This window comes from Streptomyces sp. SAI-127, assembly GCF_029894425.1.
GTDB lineage: Bacteria > Actinomycetota > Actinomycetes > Streptomycetales > Streptomycetaceae > Streptomyces.
Genome location: NZ_JARXYJ010000001.1, coordinates 8,755,109 through 8,768,343 on the forward strand (window position 1 = coordinate 8,755,109; position 13,235 = coordinate 8,768,343).

The 13,235-nt window shown below is 71.7% G+C and carries 14 protein-coding genes; 3 read left to right on the forward strand and 11 right to left on the reverse strand.

Translation table 11 applies throughout. The features are described from left to right. The first annotated feature begins 58 nt into the window (after window positions 1–58). From M2157_RS40250 to M2157_RS40260, 3 genes are read left to right on the forward strand one after another with little or no spacing between them, the layout of a single operon-like run. Window positions 59–979 (forward strand): ABC transporter ATP-binding protein, encoded by a 921-nt coding sequence (locus tag M2157_RS40250; protein WP_280867607.1) that lies wholly within the window; start codon window positions 59–61, stop codon window positions 977–979. Between the two features lies 1 nt (window position 980). Next, on the forward strand, window positions 981–1,727 hold the full coding sequence (locus tag M2157_RS40255) for an ABC transporter permease (protein ID WP_280867608.1): 747 nt from the start codon (window positions 981–983) through the stop codon (window positions 1,725–1,727). Between the two features lie 58 nt (window positions 1,728–1,785). After that, window positions 1,786–2,232 (forward strand): hypothetical protein, encoded by a 447-nt coding sequence (locus tag M2157_RS40260; protein ID WP_280856228.1) that lies wholly within the window; start codon window positions 1,786–1,788, stop codon window positions 2,230–2,232. Between the two features lie 4 nt (window positions 2,233–2,236). On the opposite strand, the gene mug is transcribed toward M2157_RS40260, so the two are convergent. The 11 genes from mug to M2157_RS40315 all read right to left on the reverse strand — a co-directional run bounded on the left by mug (window position 2,237) and on the right by M2157_RS40315 (window position 13,191). Then, complete coding sequence (mug, locus tag M2157_RS40265; protein ID WP_280856226.1) at window positions 2,237–2,785, reverse strand: G/U mismatch-specific DNA glycosylase; 549 nt, start codon at window positions 2,783–2,785, stop codon at window positions 2,237–2,239. 13 nt (window positions 2,786–2,798) lie between these two features. Next, window positions 2,799–4,241 carry an adenylosuccinate lyase gene (purB, locus tag M2157_RS40270; protein ID WP_280856225.1) on the reverse strand — a complete coding sequence of 481 codons (1,443 nt, stop codon included), beginning with the start codon at window positions 4,239–4,241 and terminating at the stop codon, window positions 2,799–2,801. Between the two features lie 59 nt (window positions 4,242–4,300). Beyond that, on the reverse strand, window positions 4,301–4,642 hold the full coding sequence (locus M2157_RS40275; RefSeq protein WP_280867609.1) for a DUF4326 domain-containing protein: 342 nt from the start codon (window positions 4,640–4,642) through the stop codon (window positions 4,301–4,303). A 6-nt stretch (window positions 4,643–4,648) separates the two neighbouring features. After that, the gene (locus tag M2157_RS40280; RefSeq protein ID WP_280867610.1) at window positions 4,649–5,422 is read right to left on the reverse strand and encodes an SGNH/GDSL hydrolase family protein; all 774 of its coding nucleotides are present in this window, start codon (window positions 5,420–5,422) and stop codon (window positions 4,649–4,651) included. 94 nt (window positions 5,423–5,516) lie between these two features. Further along, complete coding sequence (locus M2157_RS40285) at window positions 5,517–6,530, reverse strand: hemolysin family protein (protein ID WP_280856203.1); 1,014 nt, start codon at window positions 6,528–6,530, stop codon at window positions 5,517–5,519. Beyond that, window positions 6,527–7,018 (reverse strand): hypothetical protein, encoded by a 492-nt coding sequence (locus tag M2157_RS40290; RefSeq protein WP_280867611.1) that lies wholly within the window; start codon window positions 7,016–7,018, stop codon window positions 6,527–6,529. The genes M2157_RS40285 and M2157_RS40290 overlap by 4 nt, the downstream gene beginning before the upstream one ends. Beyond that, window positions 7,015–8,340 (reverse strand): hemolysin family protein, encoded by a 1,326-nt coding sequence (locus tag M2157_RS40295; RefSeq protein ID WP_280867612.1) that lies wholly within the window; start codon window positions 8,338–8,340, stop codon window positions 7,015–7,017. The genes M2157_RS40290 and M2157_RS40295 overlap by 4 nt, the downstream gene beginning before the upstream one ends. Before the next feature lie 49 nt (window positions 8,341–8,389). Further along, the gene (locus M2157_RS40300) at window positions 8,390–8,815 is read right to left on the reverse strand and encodes a GNAT family N-acetyltransferase (RefSeq protein WP_280867613.1); all 426 of its coding nucleotides are present in this window, start codon (window positions 8,813–8,815) and stop codon (window positions 8,390–8,392) included. A 57-nt stretch (window positions 8,816–8,872) separates the two neighbouring features. Next, window positions 8,873–9,763 (reverse strand): LLM class F420-dependent oxidoreductase, encoded by an 891-nt coding sequence (locus tag M2157_RS40305; protein ID WP_280867614.1) that lies wholly within the window; start codon window positions 9,761–9,763, stop codon window positions 8,873–8,875. Window positions 9,764–9,812: 49 nt separating this feature from the next. Further along, window positions 9,813–12,374, reverse strand: coding sequence for an ABC transporter permease (locus tag M2157_RS40310; protein ID WP_280867615.1), 2,562 nt, complete (start codon window positions 12,372–12,374; stop codon window positions 9,813–9,815). Window positions 12,375–12,378: 4 nt separating this feature from the next. After that, window positions 12,379–13,191 (reverse strand): ABC transporter ATP-binding protein, encoded by an 813-nt coding sequence (locus M2157_RS40315; protein WP_280867616.1) that lies wholly within the window; start codon window positions 13,189–13,191, stop codon window positions 12,379–12,381. Between the last annotated feature and the right edge of the window lie 44 nt (window positions 13,192–13,235).

Here is a 13,235-nt window from a genome sequence, read left to right on the forward strand (position 1 = left end):
AGACGATCTCCACACGTGGGGGAGGCCCCGCCCCCGCGGCACCGGACAGGCTGCTGCCATGACCAGCATCGAAGTCCAAGCCCTCACCAAGGAGTTCGGCACCCGACGAGCCGTGGACGACGTCACCTTCCGTGTCCTCCCCGGCCGTGTCACCGGCTTCCTCGGGCCCAACGGCGCCGGAAAGTCCACCACCATGCGGCTCGTCCTCGGCCTCGACCGTCCGACCTCCGGGACGGCCACGATCGGCGGCCGCGCCTACGTCACACTCGACGAACCCCTGCGTCATGTGGGCGCCCTGCTCGACGCCCAGGCCGCGCACGGCTCCCGCGCCGGCCGCGACCACCTGCGCACGCTGGCGGCGAGCAACCGTATTCCCGACCGCCGGGTCGAGGAGGTGCTGGAGCAGACGGGGCTGGCCTCGGTCGCGAGGCACCGGGTGAAGACGTACTCCCTGGGCATGCGGCAGCGGCTCGGCATCGCGGCCGCCCTGCTCGGCGACCCCGGCGTGGTCATGCTCGACGAGCCCTCGAACGGCCTCGACCCCGAAGGCATCGTCTGGATCCGCGAGTTGCTGCGCCGGCTGGCCGGGGAGGGCCGCACGGTGCTGGTCTCCAGCCACCTCATGAACGAGACCGCGTCCTTCGCCGACCACCTCGTCGTCCTGGGCCGGGGGCGCCTGCTCGCCGACACACCGATGCGGGAGTTCATCGACGCACGCGTGAAGCCCGGCGTCCGCATCCGCACGACGGATCCCACCGCCCTCAAGAGCGCCCTCGCCCGGCACGGTCACGACGCCGTGGAGCACGAGGACGGGCACTGGACGGTGCAGCACGCGCGGGTGGACGAGATCGGCGGCATCGTCTCGGCCGCGCGCGTGCCGATCCTCGAACTGGCCACACAGGAAGCCACTCTGGAACAGGCCTACCTGGATCTGACCGCGACCGAGACAGAGTTCACCGCACAGCCGCAGGAGGCCTGACATGTCGTCCCCATCCATCCCGCGCTCCTTCGCCCCGGTCCTCCGCTCCGAGTGGCTGAAGATCCGTACGCTGCGCTCGCTCCTCGGCGCGCTGCTCGCCCTGTTCGCGGCGACCACCGCGTTCTCCGCGATCGCCGGGGTCTCCGAGACCTCGGACCCCGAATTCGATCCGCTGTTCATGGCGCTGTCCGGGGTCGGGCCGGGCCAGATCGCGGCCATCTCCTTCGGAGCGATGGCGGTGTCGTCGGAGTTCCACGGGGGTGGGCTCCGGCTGTCGCTGGCCGCGGTGCCGCGGCGGGGGCGGTGGTTCGCGGCGAAGGCGACGGCCATCGCCGTACCCACCCTCGTGGTCGGCCTGGTGACCGCCCTTGCCGCCCTCGTCGTGGCACGTGCCGGGCTGGGTGAGGCGGCGAGCGGTCTCAGCACCGGTGAACAAGTACGCGGTGTCGTCGGCTGCGCGATCTACCTCACCCTGATGGCGTTGCTGGCGGCCGGTCTCGCGGCAGTGTTGCGCAGTGGGGTGGCAGCGCTCTCGCTCCTGATCCCGTTCATTCTGGTCGTCTCCTTCGTGATCGGCGATGTGGCCGGTGGGGCCACCGACTTCATGCCGGACCGGGCGGGACAGATCGTCCTGTACGAGACGCATGACGGACCTCTGGGACCGTGGACGGGACTCGCCGTGACGGCGGCTTGGGCGGCCGCCGCCCTGGCCGCGGGGGCCTGGAGCCTGCGGCGCCGGGACGCCTGACCACACGAGTCGCCTGACGCTCCGCCAAATGTCAGTGGCGGCCGGTTTACTGGATCACATGGACGGTGCGAAGTACCTCGCCGCGATCGACGCGCTGTGCGCCCGCGACCTGGCCGCGGCGGACGGCGCGTCGGACGCCTACCTGTCGGGGCCCGGCTACCGCATCGAGTCGCTAGAGGTGAGCCATGGGATGCGGGACGGCGACGCGGCGCCGCGGATGGCGATCGTGGGGGACTTCTACGCCCTCAAGGGCCGTATAGCCCAGGAGTTGGACGACCGCTGGGGCAGGCAGCAGCTGCCCTGGGGAATGGGCACGCTCAGGCTGCGCTTCGAGCGGGGCGAGGAGATACCGGAGCCCTGGATCACGACGAGCATCATGACGGACGACCTCGACCTCTGGCAGCCCCCGGGCTCGGAGCGCTGGATCGCCCTCGGCGTGGGCTACCGGGACCACACCGACGAGGTCCACGTCCTGGCCGTGGCCTCGGACATCGACCCGGTCTGACCCGCTAGCCGTCCCCCGCCGCCAGCCGGAGCCGGGCGAACTCCTCCGCCATCGTCGCCGCCGTCCAGTGCGCGTTGAGACCACTCGGATTCGGCAGCACCCACACGCGCGTCTCCCCGATCCTCCGCTCCTGCGGCCCGACCTTCGCCTTCCTGTCGTCGAAGGCCGCGCGATAGGCGGTGACCCCCACCACGGCCAGCCAGCGGGGCCTGAGCCGCGCCACCTTCTCCGCCAGCCGCCGCCCGCCCTCGCGGTACTCCTCGGCGCTCAGCTCGTCCGCCCGCGCGGACGCCCGGGCGACGACATTGGTGATCCCGAGCCCGTACGACAGCAACTCCTGCTGCTCCGACGGCTTCAAGAGCCTCGGGGTGAAGCCGGACAGATGGAGCACCGGCCAGAACCGGTTGCCGGGCCGGGCGAAGTGATGCCCCGTCGCGGCCGTCATCAGACCGGGGTTGATGCCGCAGAACAGCACATGGAGACCGTCCGCGACCACGTCGGGTACGAGACGGTCGCGGGCGGCCTCCAACTCCTCGGGGGTGAAGCGCGTCATCGCGTGAGAAGTGTCAGAGGATCGCCCCGGGCGCGTAACCCGCGGCGGCCGGATGCTGCTTGACGATCTCCTCGATCCGGCCGACGACGACGGCGACCTGGTCGGCCGCGGCGCCCGTGAAGGACAGCTTGTCGGCCATCAGCGCGTCCAGCCCGGCCCGGTCGAGCGGAATGCGCTCGTCCGCGGCCAGCTTGTCGAGGAGTTCGTTGCGCTCGGCACCCTGCTCGCGCATCGCGAGGGCGGAGGCGACGGCGTTCTCCTTGATCGCCTCGTGCGCGACCTCACGGCCGACACCCGCGCGCACCGCGCCCATCAGCACCTTGGTCGTGGCGAGGAAGGGCAGGTAGCGGTCCAGCTCGCGCGCGACGACAGCCGGGAAGGCGCCGAACTCGTCGAGGACCGTCAGGAAGGTCTCCAGGAGACCGTCGAGAGCGAAGAACGCGTCCGGCAGCGCGACCCGCCGCACCACCGAGCAGGACACGTCGCCCTCGTTCCACTGGTCGCCCGCCAGCTCGCCGGTCATCGAGGCGTAGCCACGCAGGATGACCATCAGGCCGTTGACGCGCTCGCAGGACCGCGTGTTCATCTTGTGCGGCATCGCGGAGGAGCCGACCTGGCCCGGCTTGAACCCCTCGGTCACCAGCTCGTGCCCGGCCATCAGCCGGATCGTCTTCGCCAGCGACGACGGGGCCGCCGCCACCTGCACCAGCGCGGTGACGACCTCGTAGTCCAGGGAGCGCGGGTAGACCTGCCCGACCGAGGTGAACGCCTGCGAGAAGCCCAGGTGACCGGCGATCCGCTGCTCCAGCTCCGCCAGCTTCGAGGCGTCCCCGCCCAGCAGGTCCAGCATGTCCTGCGCGGTACCGACCGGGCCCTTGACGCCACGCAGCGGGTAGCGGGCGAGAAGCTCCTCGACCCGGCCGTAGGCCACGAGCAGCTCGTCCGCCGCGGTCGCGAAACGCTTGCCGAGGGTGGTGGCCTGCGCGGCCACGTTGTGGGAGCGGCCCGCCATGACCAGCTCGCCGTACTCGCCGGCCAGCTTGCCGAGACGCGCCAGGACGGCCACGCTGCGGTCGCGGATCAGTTCCAGGGAGAGCCGGATCTGGAGCTGCTCGACGTTCTCCGTGAGGTCCCGGGAGGTCATGCCCTTGTGGACCTGCTCGTGCCCGGCGAGGTCGTTGAACTCCTCGATCCGCGCCTTCACGTCGTGCCGCGTGACCTTCTCGCGCTCGGCGATGGAGGCCAGGTCGACGGTGTCCAGGACCCGCTCGTAGTCGGCGAGCGCCTCCTCGGGCACCTCGATCCCGAGGTCCTTCTGGGCCCGCAGCACGGCGAGCCAGAGCTGACGCTCGAGCCTCACCTTCTGCTCGGGCGACCAGAGCGTGGCGAGCTCGGCGGAGGCGTAGCGTCCGGCGAGGACGTTGGGGATGCGGGGCTTGGCGGGAGCGGAAGTCACGTGTACGGATTCTACTGGCGATTCGTGCAGGCCAGCGCCCGGGCCCCGTTCGTGGGAACCTACGAGAGGTCTTCCGCGAGCTCCGCCAGCACATCGGCGTGACACGGTTCGGGCGCGCACCAGCAGGCCAGGGCCCTGCCGCGAAGGCCGGGCAGCAGAGCGAGCAGATCCGGCCGCTGCAGCAGATACACCCGGTACTTCGCCATGACCTCGGCCCGTGTGCCGTCCCGGCGGCGCGAGGGGGTGTCGTAGGCGAAGGGGTTGTACAGCGGGTGCCTCGGCAGGTCCCAGCCGCCCATGGTCCAGCGTCGGCCGACGTAGACGAGGTCGGCGGGCGCGTGTTCGAGACGGGGGCCGTACTCGTGGATACGGCCCCTGACGTTGACCACGCGCGTGTGCACGGCGTCCTACGGCTCGTAGGGCCCGAGGTCGGGCCGCTTGGGCGGCAGGCCGTCGCCGGAGGACCGCCCCGTCAGCCGCCGGCCGATCCACGGCAGCAGGTGCTGCCTGGCGAAGCGGGCGTCCGCGACGCGACGCGCGACCCACTTGGGTGGGACCGTCGCCGGGATCGGCGTACGCCACTCCGTGTCCTCGGGGTCGTAGCCGAGGGTCTGCCACACGGCCTCCGCGACGCGGCGGTGGCCCTCGGCCGTCAGATGGAGCCGGTCCACGTCCCACAGGCGCGGGTCGGAGAGCGAGGGGGCGCCGTACAGGTCCACGACCACCGCGTCGTGGCGCGCGGCGAGCTCGTCGACGACCGTGAACAGTTCCTCCATGCGCGGCCGGAATCGCTGAAGGACCGGGCCCTGGCGGCCGGGGCTGCGCATCAGCACCAGTTGCTTGCAGGACGGCGCCAGCCGCTCCACGGCCTCCGTCAGCAGGTCGCGGACCCGGACCATGTCGCACTTGGGCCGCAGGGTGTCGTTGAGCCCGCCGACCAGCGTGATCACGTCCGCCTGCATCGCCGCCGCCACGTCGACCTGCTCGTCGACGATCTGCTGGATCAGCTTGCCGCGCACCGCGAGGTTGGCGTACCGGAAGCCGGGTGTCACCGCGGCCATCCGGCCGGCGAGGAGGTCGGCCCAGCCCCGGTAGGAGCCGTCCGGCAGCAGGTCCGACATGCCTTCGGTGAAGGAGTCGCCGACCGCGACCAGGCTGGAGTAAGTGGGATTAGTCTGCATGGCGGAAGAAATGGTAACCGGTGCACATACCCGGCGGTCGGTCACCCTGGGCCCTGAAAGGCCAGTCAGGCCCGCCGCCCGCCCGAACCGCCCCTCACACCTGCCGTCCGAACAACTCCCGCAGCACGTCCTCCATCGTCACCAGCCCCGCCAGCCGCCCGTCCTCGCCGAGCACCGCAGCCAGATGGGTACGGCTGCGCCGCATCGCCGTCAGTACGTCGTCCAGCGGTGTGCTCTCCCGGATCCGCGCGATCGGCCGCATGTCCCGCACCGGGAACGGCAGGTCCCGCGGTGAGGCGTCCAGCGCGTCCTTGACATGGAGGTAGCCGACGATCCGCCGCCCGTCGTCCACCACCGGGAACCGTGAGAACCCGGACTCGTTCGACAGCGCCTCCAGCTGCTCCGGCGTGACGCCCACGCGCGCGTAGACGACCCCTTCCAGGGGCAGCACTACGTCCCGCACGGGCCGTCGCCCCAGTTCCAGCGCGTCGTGCAGCCGCTCCCGCGCCCGCTCGTCGATCAGGCCCGCCTCGCCGGAGTCCCGCACGATCCGGGCCAGCTCGGCGTCCGAGAAGGTCGCCGTGACCTCGTCCTTGGTCTCCACGCGCAGCAGCTTCAGCAGGGCGTTCGCGAAGGCGTTGATCGCGAAGATCACCGGACGCAGCCCGCGCGCCAGCGTGACCAGCGGCGGCCCGAGCAGCAGCGCGCTGCGCACCGGCTCCGCGAGGGCGATGTTCTTCGGGACCATTTCGCCGAGCAGCATGTGCAGATAGGTCGCCACGGTCAGCGCGATCACGAAGGACACCGCGTGCCCCGCGCCCTTCGGCACCCCCACCGCGTGGAACACCGGCTCCAGCAGATGCGCGATCGCCGGCTCCGCGACCACACCCAGGACCAGCGTGCACAACGTGATCCCGAGCTGTGCGGCCGCCATCAGCGCGGAGACGTGCTCCAGCCCCCACAGCACGCTCTTCGCCCGCCGGTCGCCCTGATCGGCGTAGGGCTCGATCTGGCTGCGCCGCACCGAGATCAGCGCGAACTCGGCCCCCACGAAGAAGGCGTTGACGACGAGAGTCGCCAGCCCGATCAGCAACTGGACGACGGTCATCCCTCGGCCCTCCGCTCGGACGGCCGGGGAGCGGGCGTGTCACGGGTTGCCTCGGGCGGTGGCTGGGCGGTGGTCGTGGCGCGGGTTCCCTCCGGGAGCGGAGCGGCGGTCATCGCGCGGGTTGCCTCCGGCGGTGGCTGGGCGGGGTTCGTGGTGCGGGTTCCCTCCGGCGGTGACTGGACGGCGGTCGTGGTGCGCGGCCCCTGCTCGGCCGGCTGGACGGCGGTCATGGCTCGGGCCCCCTCCGGCGGCCGGGCGGCGGTCATCGCTCGGCCCCCCTCCTCCGCTGACTGGACGGCTGTCATGATCCGGTTGCCTTCCCTGCCGAGGGGCGCGTGCAGCAGCACCCGCGCCTCGGGTGGTCGGGGGATGGTCGTGGCGCGGGTCCCCTCGGGCGACTGGGCGGCGGTCATCGCTCGGACTCCCTCCGGCGGCCTGGCGGCGGCCACCGCGCGGGCCCCCTCCCCCTGCGGCTGGACGACGGTCATGACTCGGTCGCCTCCCCGGTCAGGGGTGCGTGCAGCAGTACCCGTGCCGCCCGGCGGCCCTGCGCGTCCAGCACGTCGAGCTGCCAGCCGGCGACCCGCACCGAGTCGCCGACGGCCGGAATGCGGCCGAGCTCCGTCGCCAGTAGTCCGGCCAGCGTCTCGTACGGGCCCTCGGGCGCCCGCAGCCCCACGCGCGCGAGCTGGTCCGTGCGCGCCGAACCGTCCGCCTGGAAGAGCTCCCGGCCCTCCTCGTCGGTGCCCGCGGCGGCCAGGTCGGACGTCTCGTGGGGATCGTGCTCGTCCCGTACCTCGCCGACGACCTCCTCGACGATGTCCTCCAGCGTGGCCACGCCCGCCGTGCCGCCGTACTCGTCGATGACGACCGCCATCGTCCGCTTGCCGGACAGCCGGTCCAGGAGCCGGTCCACGGTGAGCGACTCGGGCACCAGCAGCGGCTCGCGCAGCAGCTCGGCGACCGAGGCGCGGGGCCGGCGCTCGGCCGGTACCGCCAGGACGTCCTTGATGTGCGCGATCCCGACCACCGAGTCGAGACCGCCGCGGTAGACGGGGAACCGGGACAGCCCGGTCGCGCGCGTCGCGTTCGCCACGTCCTCGCAGGTCGCCTGGACGTCCAGGGCGATCACCTGCACCCTCGGGGTCATCACGTTCTCCGCGGTCAGGTCGGCGAGATTGAGCGTCCGCACGAACAGCTCGGCGGTGTCCGCCTCCAGCGCGCCCGCCCGGGCGGAGTGCCGTGCCAGCGCGGCCAGCTCCTGCGGCCCGCGCGCCGAGGCCAGCTCCTCGGCGGGCTCCAGACCGAAGCGGCGCACCACCCGGTTGGCCGTGTTGTTGAGGTGCGTGATGAAGGGGCGGAACGCCGCGCTGAACCAGCTCTGCGCGGTGCCCACCCGCTTGGCCATGGCCAACGGCGAGGAGATCGCCCAGTTCTTGGGCACGAGTTCGCCGACCACCATCAGGAACACCGTCGACAGCGCGGTGCCCAGCACCAGCGCCAGCGACCGGGAGGTGGATGGCGAGATCCCGAGCGCCTCCAGGGGCTCGGCGATCAGCGCCGCGATCGACGGTTCGGCGAGCATGCCGACGACCAGGTTGGTGACGGTGATCCCGAGCTGCGCCCCGGACAGCTGGAACGTCAGATGTCGTACGGCCTTGAGGGCGCCGGACGCGCCCCGTTCGCCGCGCTCCGCCGCCCGCTCCAGCTGCCCGCGCTCCACCGTGGTCAGCGAGAACTCCGCCGCCACGAAGGCACCGCAGGCCAGCGAGAGCAGGATCGCCACCAGCAGGAGGAGCACTTCGGTCATCGGGTCACCTCCGTCCCATGATCGGACAGGGTCCCCAGGATCGCCCGTCCTACCCGGCGAAGGGTTTCACCCAGCGCCGCCACTTTTCCTCGGGCGCATACCCCGCCGCGCGCCACGCGTGCTGCGCGGTTTCGTTGCGCACCAGCACCATCGCGTCCCCGCGCCGCCCGCCGAGCCGTACGAACCGCTCCTCCGCGGCCTTGAGCAGCGCCGCCCCGATGCCCCGACGCCGGCGCTCCGGGTGCACCGCGAGACGGTACAGATGACACCGCCAGCCGTCGAAGCCCGCGATCACCGTGCCGACCAGTTCGCCGTCGAGCTCGGCGAGGATCAGCGCCTCGGGGTCCCGGGTGACCAGCCGCTCCACGCCGTCCCGGTCGTCGCTGATGCTCGTCCCCTCGGCGGCCTGCTTCCAGAAGGCCAGCACGGTGTCGAGGTCGTCGGGCGTCGTGGCCCGTATCCGCAGGTCGGTCATGCGGTGATCCCACCACGCCGGCCTCGCCCGGGACGGGAAATTCCAGGATCCGGACGGTTACCGGCCGCGCAGCCGCGCCATCACCGGTGCGAACGCCTCCATGGAGGCCTCCAGCACCGTCAGATAGGTGAAACCGTACCGCTCGCGCTGCGCCAGCACCTGAGCGACGATCTCCTCGACCGTGCCGATCAGCATGATGGGCAGATCCAGCGCCTGCTGCAGGGTCAGGTCCGGGACGCGGTGCAGGAACGGCGTGGCCGCCGCCTCGCGGTCGCCGGTGACCACCACCATCTGGATGAGCAGGTTCAGTTCGGCCGGCTCCTTGCGTCCCTCGGCCAGTTGCAGATAGCGCCCGACGCGCTCGTCGAGCTGCTCGGCGGTGGTCGGGGTCAGCTTGCCGGTCGTGTTCCCCGGCACCAGGGTCGCCCCGGTGAAGGCCGCGATGTCGGCGTGCTCGGCGGACAGTTGCAGCATCCGGTTGCCTATGCCGCCGATCAGCAGGGGCACCCGGGGCCGCTGCACCGGCTGCGGCACATGGTCCTCCGAGGACAGCAGCCGCTCCAACTCCTCCACCGTGCGCCGGAGATGGTCCACCCGCTCGCCCGCCGAACCGAAGGGCAGCCCCGCCTGGTCGTGCTCGGACTGCACATAGCCGGTGCCCAGGCCGAGTTCGAGGCGGCCGCCGGTGAGGGCGTCCACCGTGGCGACCTCGCGGGCGAGCAGCGCCGGATTCCAGAAGCCCGCGTTGAGGACGAACGTGCCGACACGCGGTCGCTCGGTGACCTGCGCCGCCGCGACCAGCGCGGGGAAGGGCGCGACCTTGCCGAGATGGTCGGGGACCAGGATCACGTCGTAACCGAGTTCCTCGGCCTGCCGGCACTTGGCGCGCCAGTCCTCGTCGGTGGCGGCGGCGGTCAGGTTGACGGCGAAGCGAAACGGGCGGGGCATGAACTCTCCTCAGCGATAAGCGACTTGAGTTTCCTGCCCCGCGATTCCATCACTCGTGCGCGATCGCCGCCAGTACGTTCATGCGCGATGCACGCAATGCCGGCAGCAGCGCCGCCACGATGCCCACCACCGCCGAGCCGACGACCACCGCCACGATCGTCCCCCAGGGGATGGCCAGCGCGTTCATGCCCTGAAGCGCCAGCACCTGCTGGGTGCACACCCCCCACACCAGCCCGAGCGCGAGCCCGAGGACCGCGCCGAACACGGCGATCACCACCGACTCCAGCCGGATCATCCGGCGCAGCTGACGCCGGGCGAGCCCGATGGCGCGCAGCAACCCGATCTCCCGGGTGCGCTCCACGACCGACAGGGCGAGGGTGTTGACCACACCGAGCACGGCGATGACGATCGCGAGCCCGAGCAGCGCGTACACGAGGTACAGCAGGACGGCGATCTGGTTGTGGACCAGGTCCTTGTAGTCGGCGAGGTCGCGCACCTGGACCTGCGGATACGGGTCGAGTGTCTTCTCCAGGGCCGCGCGCAACCGGTCGGCGCCGGAGGCGGCGTTCACGTACAGCGCGGAGTCCTGGCCGCCCGGCGTGAACCGCTCCAGCGTGGACAGGCCGAAGTAGATGCCGCCCTGCGTTCCGAACCCGTCCGCGGAGTCCTGGTCGGTGAGGGCGCCCACGGTCAGTTCGGTCCGGCGCCCGCCCTGGAACTCCACCGGGATTCTGCTGCCGACCTTCACGTCGTGGTCACGCCCGAAGTCCAGGTCCATGGCCAGGTGCCCGGACGCGACGGCTGCCGCGGTGTCGCCCTGCGCGTAGGTGATGTGGGCGACCTCGTCGAGCTGCGGGTCGTAGCCCGCGGCGGTGGTTTCGACGCGCTTGCCGTCCGGCAGCCGTACGGCGACGGGGGCGAACCTCGACCGTACGACGAGCCCGGCGCCCTCGGTCTTGCGCACCGCCTCCGTGACCTCCTGCGGGAACGGCAGGAAGTTGCCGTTCTGCACGACGAAGTCGGCGCCCAGCGTCTTGTCGATCTGGTCGTCGAAGGACTTGGACATCGAGGCGCTGGCCACGGACATCCCGCCGACCAGGGCGAGGCCGACCATCAGGGCGGCCGCGGTGGCGCCGGTACGGCGGGGATTGCGCAGGGCGTTGCGCTGGCTCATCCGCCCGACCGAGCCGAAGAGGGCGGGGAAGGCGCCGCCCAGTACCCGGATCACCGGCCGCACCAGCAGCGGGCCCGCGATGACGGTGGCGAGGAGCGTCAGGACGACACCGAGGCCCAGCAGGGAGGCCGCGGACGCCGTCTTCGACGAGGTGACACAGCCCACCAGCGCGGTCGCGCCCGCCGCGCCGACGATCCCGCCCACGATCGCCCGCATGCGCAGCGGCTTTCCGATCCCGGCGATCTCGGCGTCCGCGAGGGCCGCCATGGGGGAGACGCCGGCCGCGCGCCGGGCCGGGAGATAGGCGGCGACGAAGGTGACGCCCACCCCGACGACGTATGCCGCTACGGGTGTTCCCCAGCCGATGACCATCTCGCTCGTCTCGATGTTCATGCCGAAGGCGTTCATCAGCGAGATGAGCCCGACGGCCAGCCCGATGCCCGTGCCGAGCCCGACCGTGGAGCCGACCAGGCCGAGCAGGGTGGCCTCGGTGAGCACCGAGCGGCGGACCTGGCGCCGGTCGGCGCCCAGTGCGCGCAAGAGACCCAGTTCACGGGTGCGCTGGGCGATCAGCATCGAGAAGGTGTTGACGATGAGGAAGACACCGACGAGGACGGCGATCCCGGCGAATCCCAACATGACGTACTTGATGACGTCGAGGAATCCGCCCAGTTGGTCGACGTCCGACTTCGCCTGCTCGTCGGCGGTCCGGTACTCGTACCTGCCCGTCCCGAGCGCGGCGGCCACGCGCTGCTTGAGCTGGTCGTTGCTGACGCCCTCCGCTGCGTCGATCGAGATGCCGGTGGCGGCCTTCGAGGAACCGAGCAGCTTGGCCTGCGCGGTCGGTGGATCGAGGAACAGCAGCGTGGCGCCCGGGTTGGTGGTGGTGAAGGTGACGATGCCGACGATCCGGACCTTGAAGGAGCCCGGTGCCGCGATCACGGTGAGCGGGTCGCCGATGCGCAGGTCCTTGCGGTCGGCGGTCTCCGAGTCGAGCAGCGCCTCGGACGGGCCGTGCGGGGCGTGGCCGGAGGTGAGCTTCACGGGGCTGCGCGAGGTGGGGTTCCAGTCGGTGCCGATGGTGGGGGCGCCGGTGGTCGAGCCCACCGACTCGTTCTCGGAGTCGGCGACGGTGATGCCGTCGTCCTCGGCGTCGAAGCGTGCGGCGGCGACCCCCTCGACCCGGGACACGCGGTCCGCGAGCGCGGCCGGCAGGGTGGCCGTCGTCCCGGACGGGATGGCCTCGCTCAGGTCCTCCCTGGGGCTGATCGTGAGGTCCGGCGCGGTCGAGGCGAAGAGCCGGTCGAAGGTGCGGCTCAGTGTGTCGGAGAAGATCAGGCTGCCCGAGACGAACGCCACGGACAGCACCACGGCCAGCGCGGAGAGCACCAGCCGTCCCTTGTGCGCGAGGAAACTGCGGAGCGTCGCCTTCAGCACGGCGTCAGGCCTCCCCGGCCTCGGAGGCCCCTTGGGACTGGCTCCGGATCACGTCGAATCGCTTCATGCGTTCCAGTACGGCCTCCGCGGTGGGCCGCTCCATGCGGTCCACGACCCGCCCGTCCCCCAGGAACAGCACCACGTCCGAGTGGGCCGCGGCGCCCGGGTCGTGGGTGACCATGACGACCGTCTGCCCGAGCTGGTCGACGGCCTCGCGCAGGAACCCGAGGACCTCCAGTCCCGCCCGTGAGTCGAGGTTGCCGGTCGGCTCGTCCGCGAAGATCAGTTCGGGCCGGGAGGCGAGCGCGCGGGCACAGGCGACGCGCTGCTGCTGACCACCCGAGAGCTGCGACGGCCGGTGCCCCAGCCGGTCCCGCAGACCCAGGGTGTCGATGACCTGGTCCAGCCACTTCTCGTCGGGCTTCTTGCCCGCGATGTCCATGGGCAGGGTGATGTTCTCCGCCGCGTTCAGCGTCGGGATCAGGTTGAACGACTGGAACATGAACCCGATCCGGTCCCGGCGCAGCCTGGTCAGCTCGCGCTCCTTGAGCCCCGTGATCTCGGTGTCGCCGAGCCACACCTGCCCGGCCGACACGGTGTCGAGCCCCGCCAGGCAGTGCATCAACGTGGACTTCCCCGAGCCCGAGGGCCCCATGACCGCGGTGAAGCGGCCGCGCGCGATGTCCACGTCCACCGAGTCCAGGGCGAGCACGGCCGTCTCGCCCGAGCCGTACGCCTTGGTCAGACCGCGGGCGCGGGCCGCGATCCCGTCGGCCGGAACGGCACCGGGAGCGTGCTCGGCAGCAGCTGTGGACAAGGCTCTCTCCTCGCTCGTGGACGGCGCTCGCGGACCGGCTGGCC

Bases quoted from the DNA above. Each gene is read 5' to 3' on its own strand.
- M2157_RS40250 (WP_280867607.1), top strand. From the start codon at position 59: ATGACCAGCATCGAAGTCCAAGCCCTCACCAAGGAGTTCGGCACCCGA.
- M2157_RS40255 (WP_280867608.1), top strand. From the start codon at position 981: ATGTCGTCCCCATCCATCCCGCGCTCCTTCGCCCCGGTCCTCCGCTCC.
- M2157_RS40260 (WP_280856228.1), top strand. From the start codon at position 1,786: ATGGACGGTGCGAAGTACCTCGCCGCGATCGACGCGCTGTGCGCCCGC.
- mug (WP_280856226.1), bottom strand. From the start codon at position 2,785: ATGACGCGCTTCACCCCCGAGGAGTTGGAGGCCGCCCGCGACCGTCTC.
- M2157_RS40280 (WP_280867610.1), bottom strand. From the start codon at position 5,422: ATGCAGACTAATCCCACTTACTCCAGCCTGGTCGCGGTCGGCGACTCC.
- M2157_RS40285 (WP_280856203.1), bottom strand. From the start codon at position 6,530: ATGACCGTCGTCCAGTTGCTGATCGGGCTGGCGACTCTCGTCGTCAAC.
- M2157_RS40290 (WP_280867611.1), bottom strand. From the start codon at position 7,018: ATGACCGTCGTCCAGCCGCAGGGGGAGGGGGCCCGCGCGGTGGCCGCC.
- M2157_RS40295 (WP_280867612.1), bottom strand. From the start codon at position 8,340: ATGACCGAAGTGCTCCTCCTGCTGGTGGCGATCCTGCTCTCGCTGGCC.
- M2157_RS40300 (WP_280867613.1), bottom strand. From the start codon at position 8,815: ATGACCGACCTGCGGATACGGGCCACGACGCCCGACGACCTCGACACC.
- M2157_RS40305 (WP_280867614.1), bottom strand. From the start codon at position 9,763: ATGCCCCGCCCGTTTCGCTTCGCCGTCAACCTGACCGCCGCCGCCACC.